The sequence below is a fragment of the Undibacterium sp. MH2W genome (assembly GCF_049340215.1).
Taxonomy (GTDB): domain Bacteria; phylum Pseudomonadota; class Gammaproteobacteria; order Burkholderiales; family Burkholderiaceae_D; genus Undibacterium.
In genome coordinates this window covers 1,013,731-1,020,928 of record NZ_JBMPPA010000001.1, presented here as the reverse complement: position 1 = coordinate 1,020,928, position 7,198 = coordinate 1,013,731, and the positions used below count along the sequence as shown (strand labels likewise).

Annotated in this window: 9 protein-coding genes; all 9 read right to left on the bottom strand. The window is 47.0% G+C overall.

The window, feature by feature from the left end:
* Positions 1 to 1,297 (bottom strand): hypothetical protein (locus ACO0K2_RS04455; RefSeq protein ID WP_423016097.1); only part of this gene is annotated, 1,297 nt, incomplete at its 3' end.
* Entirely contained in the window at positions 1,294 to 1,857 is a 564-nt protein-coding gene (locus ACO0K2_RS04450; RefSeq protein ID WP_423016095.1) for a hypothetical protein, read from the bottom strand. The genes ACO0K2_RS04455 and ACO0K2_RS04450, both read right to left, overlap by 4 nt.
* 74 nt (positions 1,858 to 1,931) lie before the next feature.
* Positions 1,932 to 2,288, bottom strand: a complete 357-nt coding sequence (locus ACO0K2_RS04445) for a hypothetical protein (RefSeq protein ID WP_423016093.1) — start codon at positions 2,286 to 2,288, stop codon at positions 1,932 to 1,934.
* Positions 2,289 to 2,298: 10 nt separating this feature from the next.
* Positions 2,299 to 3,234 carry a gp53-like domain-containing protein gene (locus ACO0K2_RS04440; protein WP_423016091.1) on the bottom strand — a complete coding sequence of 312 codons (936 nt, stop codon included), beginning with the start codon at positions 3,232 to 3,234 and terminating at the stop codon, positions 2,299 to 2,301.
* Between the two features lie 9 nt (positions 3,235 to 3,243).
* On the bottom strand, positions 3,244 to 3,948 hold the full coding sequence (locus tag ACO0K2_RS04435) for a YmfQ family protein (protein ID WP_423016089.1): 705 nt from the start codon (positions 3,946 to 3,948) through the stop codon (positions 3,244 to 3,246).
* 3 nt (positions 3,949 to 3,951) lie between these two features.
* A complete protein-coding gene (locus ACO0K2_RS04430) occupies positions 3,952 to 5,016 on the bottom strand; it encodes a baseplate J/gp47 family protein (RefSeq protein ID WP_423016087.1) in 1,065 nt (354 codons plus the stop codon).
* A gap of 44 nt (positions 5,017 to 5,060) precedes the next feature.
* Positions 5,061 to 5,504 (bottom strand): phage GP46 family protein, encoded by a 444-nt coding sequence (locus tag ACO0K2_RS04425; protein WP_423016085.1) that lies wholly within the window; start codon positions 5,502 to 5,504, stop codon positions 5,061 to 5,063.
* The gene (locus tag ACO0K2_RS04420) at positions 5,501 to 6,118 is read right to left on the bottom strand and encodes a phage baseplate assembly protein V (RefSeq protein WP_423016083.1); all 618 of its coding nucleotides are present in this window, start codon (positions 6,116 to 6,118) and stop codon (positions 5,501 to 5,503) included. The genes ACO0K2_RS04425 and ACO0K2_RS04420 overlap by 4 nt, the downstream gene beginning before the upstream one ends.
* On the bottom strand, positions 6,115 to 7,185 hold the full coding sequence (locus ACO0K2_RS04415; protein ID WP_423016081.1) for a phage baseplate assembly protein: 1,071 nt from the start codon (positions 7,183 to 7,185) through the stop codon (positions 6,115 to 6,117). The genes ACO0K2_RS04420 and ACO0K2_RS04415 overlap by 4 nt, the downstream gene beginning before the upstream one ends.
* Positions 7,186 to 7,198 lie beyond the last annotated feature (13 nt).

The following is a 7,198-nucleotide window of genomic DNA, read 5'->3' as shown; positions in this document are numbered from 1 at the left end:
GAGTTTTGTAAAGCGACAGTGGATATGTTGATCCGTTCTGACCGTTACCATTGATCATGGTCACGACAGTCGCCCCACCTGGCTGCAAATTATAAAAATTTTCAGGAGTCAGAAAATACTCAGATCCGCGTACAGTGTTCTTGATTGCTGTTGTCGCACTAAAATTTTTTACTTGCGTTTGAATACCACTGCCATCACCAACGTCTGTCATTGAAAGGACGGTATTTAAAGCATTCGCTGTGATCAGGTTCTGCGTCATCGTCGCATTGCCGGTCATCACGGTATTATCGAGCTGGGAATTTTTTGCGTAGTTCACGCGAATACCCGATGTCGCGGTACCAGGCTGCATCGTCACTTGATTGCTTTTAATAATTGCGTTTGTAATTGGATTTGCCGCACTGCCGTTCAAATCTAGCAGTGCGCCATTGCTTTCTAAGGCACATCCACTCTGAGGCTCCAATTCATTGTTGATAATGACGGGATGCATCGCGTAGTCGATTTTGATGCTTCCGTTACACGATACAATAGTGTTGTTCGCGATGACATTGGTATTCGCACCGATAACAGAGTTCATGTAGATGCCAGGTCCCGCTCCTGTAATCAGGTTGTGAGAAAGCACATTGTTATCACCCGCACGGTTTAGAGAGATCCCACCATTGATAAAGTTGTATTGAATATTTCCGTCGAACACGCCATTTAGATATGGCAGTGGAAAAACAACGTTAATCCCCAATCCACCAAAATTGTCAAACTTATTGTGCTCGATCTTGAAATAATCAATGACGTTTGATCCCTCGGACGTCGATGTAGCGTCAAGCGTTAAAGTATTCGTTGTTCCTGGTGTGCTCGCATTTTTGATGTAGCAACTATGAATCTTCTGACCATTACTCGGACCCGCTACACGAATAATATTGGCTGGCCACGAAGAATCATTGGTCACGGTGATCGGAGCATCCCACCCGCTGCATTCAATATTTTTAACGCACGCCTGAATTAAAACCAATTCGTTTGGACTATTTGCTTGCGATGTTTTCGCGTTGAAACCATTCTTGCCGACGAAAAGCGTACCACCGCACGGCGTCGCATTGATAGCTGCTTGCAAACCCTGCGAAGCATATTTGTCAGCATTAACGTAAACACTACCGCCCGAAGCCTCCGACAATGGGGTAGCTAATGTTGCAGTACCTAGTACATTGATGTTTCCCATCGGGACAACAGAACTTGAAAATGATTGTGCAAAACTCACGTTAGTTGTGATTAAAAATAATACTGTTACGAACGCGATGATTTTTTTCATAGCGGATAAACTCCTTCCGAATTTTGCCAAATAGGCGGATTTAATTGTCTTGCGTAAACAACGTAACCAAGAGATAGATCAAGGCAATGCTGTCCGACGTAAGTTGGAATTGGACGTGTTGAAGGATCAGTACAGCTTGCGCCGTTCATCGTTGATTGCAGCATTTGCGTTATTACTTGCAATGCTGCGTTTGCAGATACGGACGCAGGAACAGCCCCCGAAGCAACAGAAATCAAGCTGTTAAAATCCTCAGCAGTAATACCTATCCAGACCTGTGTCACTGGTGCTGATAGATTAACGAGGCGCCCGTTATTGCTAGAGTCGTGAACCTTTGTTCGTGTAATAACATTCAGCGCGGAGTACGTCCCAATCCCAGTTTCCCAGTCACCGGTTAAAACTCCATTGGCATCAACACCTTGTAATCCATACGAAAACGTGTCACCAATATTGCAAACAGCAGAGAATCGTTGACTTCCCAACATGGCACCATTTAGAGTAAGTGCACCAGTGCCAGTCGTATATGTCGTCTCTTTGACCCTATCTTTTCGAATGTAAGCCATTACATAATTCCTAACTAAAAAAAAAAGCCACCATATGGCGGCTTTCACTTGTGGATTTAAACAGTCATGTGTAACTACTGTTTAATGGCTTTTCGAAGATCAGCTATTTGGTCGTCGATTTGCTTCAAACGATCAGTTACACCACTTATTAGCGCTTCACGTACGGCTCTCTGGGCATTTACTTCGAGCGTTTTTATTTGCTCGATGATTTTTTCGTTATCACGAGCGATAATCTGTTGCTCAGATAGAGGCGCTCGGTCTTGAACCATAGGATTGCCCGCATCATCACTCTGAATCAATTTACCCGCAGCCTGCCCAGCAAGTAATGATTGATGCTCTTCTTCCGTGATTTCAATCGCATCACTTGGAAATGCGTCGCCGTGGATGCTTGAATCATAAAAGCCGTTTGTAGACTTTGAGAAAAATTTCATGAGATCCTCTTTAATATCCAAAAGCTAAAACATAGACACTGCTTATAGCACTCGGGTCATTGGTGCTATAGACAGTGCAACCAGAATTTGTAAATGCAGAGATGGTAACTGGACCATTGTCGCCAGTAAGCCCAAGCGCACCAATAATCGTTAATTGAATATTGAAACAAGCATTAGGAAACGTTATTGGAAAGGTCACGTTAGAGGTTGCGCCAGATGCTGCTGGACCCGCTGCTTGGCACCATTGGATGATTAATCCGTCGATGCTCATATAATTATTTGTGCCAAACGACCCCGCAAACAATCCATTGACCCACGATTTTATCGATGCAGTTAGCGTATTAGATAAATTAGTAAGACTAGACGTCATTTGCTTAAGTTGAACCGCATGCGAATCTTGACTCGCAGTTCCTACTTGAACAGCACCACCAGACGCTTCAAGCAGAACGAACGACGAAATTGATTCGTTATAAATAGCCATGCATTCACTATTCGCAACGATCTCATTCCCAGCCAATGGGAGATGTGCCGCCCCGACAAGCGCAATTGGTTGCAAGCCATTAATCGCGATAGTGCTTGGGCCCGTATTAGCATTTGCAGCTCTAAAAAAAATGAGCAATCCCGGTGTGACCGCTGCGATTGCCGGGGCATACGTAACCGCGTATGCATTTTGGGCTCCAGTATCAACAGAATAAGACATTGATCCTGCCTGAATAAACTTCGTCAACGCATTCATGATCTGGTTATATGCGGTTTTGCTGGGCGTAAGTCCTCCCGCTACAACAATATTTCTTAGCTCTTCCTGAATCATGTTGAACCATGATGCGCGAAGCAGTGTCGCTGAAATGCCCGCGCCAGGATTACCTTCCGTGAAAAATCCCTCCGTGAGAGCTGCCTCAGGAACCGGAAGCTGATTTACTGATGATGGATCATCGATACGATACATGTAAGTCCTCTATGAAGTTTTGTAAGAAAAATTGACAATCGTGTGTGCAGGAGCAATTTCTTTGATTGCACATTCGAGAATCTCATTTCCAAAAGATTGAATAGGCTGCCCAGCATACGAATAGCCAATATGTGACTTTTGAACATTTGTTACTCCGGCATTTACAGTCCAAGCAAACGCCCAGTCCTGACTGTTCACTGGCTGTCCAACTCGACATGCCCCAATACGCGCCGGGGCATATTGTGTAATTGTTATGGGAAACCCTAGTGCCGATGCATACGCGATGATGTAAGAGATCGATTGACCACCTACGCCGCAAAATCTTGCTAAGACTTGACTACGTCGAGTCAGCAAGTTTGGATACTCGCCGGCACAGGGGTCGGGCAATCCAAGTGTCGCTTCCCATTCTGCCAACAATTGATAAGTAGTCGCTGGGAATGCGTCAATAAGCAGATTATTTGCAGCGACGTTATGACGAGCGATACTTGGCACCAAGCCAGACAAAACCGATACCTGAGTAGAATTTGGATCACGTGGCCACACGCGACCAGTCGGCAACAATGATTGCAGGGCCGTTAAATAGTCTGCCTCCGAATACGCTGGAGGAACTGCGTTAATAATGGTGCCTACAATTGATTTTTGAGGAGTTCCTTGGGGCTTAGAGAGTTCTCCAGCAATCGCGAAACTATCAATTTGGTCTGATCCCATATCCATACTTTACCCCCACGTTATCGTGCCAACAGTCGGCAACGATCCAGCTGGGCATGTGATGTCCTGATTCGGTGAAACAATAAAATCGTCCACACCATACACACTAGCAATAGCGACATTGATATGGCTTACTGGGACAGTACATCCAGGTGTACTATCACGCACAAATACGTCCGCGATCGCACTTCGCACCGCTGATCGCGCTGACAATGGGACGCCCGTAATCGAAAACGAAACTGGGTTTGCGGATGGTGCGCAGACATAAACTAATGCCGTGACGGGCTGCTGGGACAATATCGCATTAGCGACAATCAGCTGATCTCCTGTGGCTGCAGGTGCACGCGGGTCTCCAACTGATACGCCATTTGTCCCCTGCGGAAATCCACCATAAGCCGCCTCGACCTCATCGAACATCACATAGACAACTACCGTTCCTGCACCCGCACCATTCGGCTTGCACCATGCTCGGGTAACACCAGGAACGTTAAGCGCCCAAGTTACATAATCGTTTTGATCGCCTCCGTGCGGCTGGTTTTGGTATTCAGTCAGCATTCGGCTTCGAAGTGAGTCATCTGACTCAATATCATTTCCGCCAGTGAATGCTTGCGTCACAATACCTGACGACTGTATTCCAACAATCGATTGACTGAGAGTCATCGTCACACCAACAGGCGTATTGCCAAACGCGCCGGCGACACCTGCAGGATCTGATGTCATCTGTGCGCCGACGACAATCGTGCCATTGGTCGGTGTGGCGTCAGTCAAAGTGACACACGTCGCTCCGTCTCCTCTGACAACGACTGAACCAGCTGGCAATAGTGCGTTAGACGTCGCATTGAACATAATCGTGCCTGATGCCGAAGTAGCTGGCTCACGAAAAACATTTTTTAACGCTGCCCATCCCTCCAGAAACTCATCTGAACAGGTGAACGGAACCGCTTGCTTAGCAATCCAATCCAAATAGCCATAAAGCAGATGAACAAGACCTGCCTGCGCCTTTCCTGTGATGTTTAAATTTGAAAATCGAAGCAGCGGATCCGCTCCACCTAATGCTTGCTGTATATCACTCAAAACGCTTGCTTTTAGAGAATCCAGCGTTGGCCTGCTATATGGCATTAATTTCCTCCATTCCACGTCCAGAAAAATTGCATCGATGACTTTGATCCGTTGCTATACGCAACGATATTGGCCCCTAACATGCTTGCACGTGTCCATTCAACAGTTATATCAAAGCGACCTACAACACCATCATCGATTAACCACTGAACCGCTTCGACAATGTAATCCTTAGCCCTATTGAGTGTTTCCGTTGTTTGCTTCGATCGACTCAATAACCAAAGGCGAGAGCCAATAGGTACGTCCTCTCCCGCGTCAGCCCACCAACCACGCGGATCATTTGAGCCATCAGGAATCACGTCGTCAGTGTTTGCTACTCTGTCTGTAAACAAACTGATATAGACCGCTGTTTGTAGATCATCTCCGGCCTGCAGCTGTGACCCATCTAACGACCAGTCACCGTAACCTTGCGAAGGGTTCCAAATAATTGTTGTGTCGCTCATTCTTGTTGACTCGGTTGTTGAGTATTGATCGTATTTTGTCCCTGTGCGACGTTTTGTATCGGATGCGTATGTTGATCATGGATCTGCCGCATCCCCGCCATACTCTTCACTGCGTGATCAGAAATGTCGCCCTGTGCTACGATGTTTTTACCAACGGTCAAATTTCCCACAATGTCAGCATCACCGGTCATATGAACTAGCGGCGTATCGCAGGTAACCTTTGGCGTGTTTGTGATCGTTACTGGCAAACCTGCACCGTTGACGACAATCCCGCTTTTTGACAAAAAGACAGACTGACCAAGGTTGTCAGAAATCGATACTTCCCCAGGCTTCAGACTCCGCATGCGGAATTGTTGATTACCGGTCGCAATAATGACCCCATCAAGCCGGTTACCGCCCACAAAAACGAGAACCGCATCAGAATCCTCGGGGGGCATCGAATTAAATCCGTACTCCGCAAGACGAGGTACATCATCGAACGTTTCAAACTGACTTAATCTGACTTGCTGCGTTTGTACGCTTTTGTCATCTCTACCGATCTTGATTCGACCTCGGCCGACCATTAGCATGATGCGACGATACACGCGCTCAATCGCTGCTACCGTTCCACTCATAGATTCCCCAAATTTCCCAATTCCGCAGGTCCTTGCTGCAAGAGGACTGGCTCTGGCACGAACGCCTCGGGCGCCATAATCACCAAATCACACTGAGTACCGTATTCATCTTTTCGATACGTCACCTCGCTGATCAACCATGTTTTCGACGGAGCTTTAAGTGTTGGCAACTCCAAATCAACGAGAGTATTTGGTGTGTACAAGACGCCATCGGCATCTCGCCAGCCATCTGTAGTCAACCGCAATTGGGCAGCACGACCGAATCGCCGGCTACATTCCCATTGAGCTCGTTGCTTGGCGATCTCTGAGCCAGGATCACCTCCCTCCGCAACAATGATTCTTCGCCGGTGACGTTTAATGTTTGGATTCATCACTGTTTCGACTAGATTTCCACTGTCACCGAGATCATGAAGAACATCCATCGCCATACGAACGACCATATATTCTGAAAACTGCTGGTCGCACGTATAAGCGATCGATGCTGATTGAACGTTCACACCCTCTTTAAATCCGCTTGCCGCTTTTTCGGTACCAACCCGGTTGAGCACCAAATTGCCATCTGCCCCTTCATACGCGAGCAGTGCAGCATATCGACAGACACGCTCAATAATCTCGAAAGCCGTCTCACCTTGGTTCAGAATTAACCTCGGGATCGCTGGTCCAGGATCACTCAAGCAACTCGCGGACAAGTTGTATGGCTCACACAGCTTCTGCGCAACGCCCAGCGCTGACGATGCGCTAATCTGTCCACCTGGCCACTCTGCCGCGCAATCGACTAGATCGGAACATCTACCTCTGCCAGCGACTTGAATTGAATGAGCATTGCTCGTGATTACTGGATTAAAACGATCAACAAAACCACTGATAACCTGGTCAGCACCCAAGAACACATCACAGCTATCTCCAGGATTAACCGACGCAATCACTTCAGATAACTCTCCCGAAAATCGTTCGGTCATCGTCAATTCAAAATCATTAGGACATCGTTCAATACCGAGCGTCACACGAACGGAATTCCATCCGGACAGGCGTAATCCGCCTACAATTAGTGTAAGATCGTCAACCATTTCTACTTTCGGG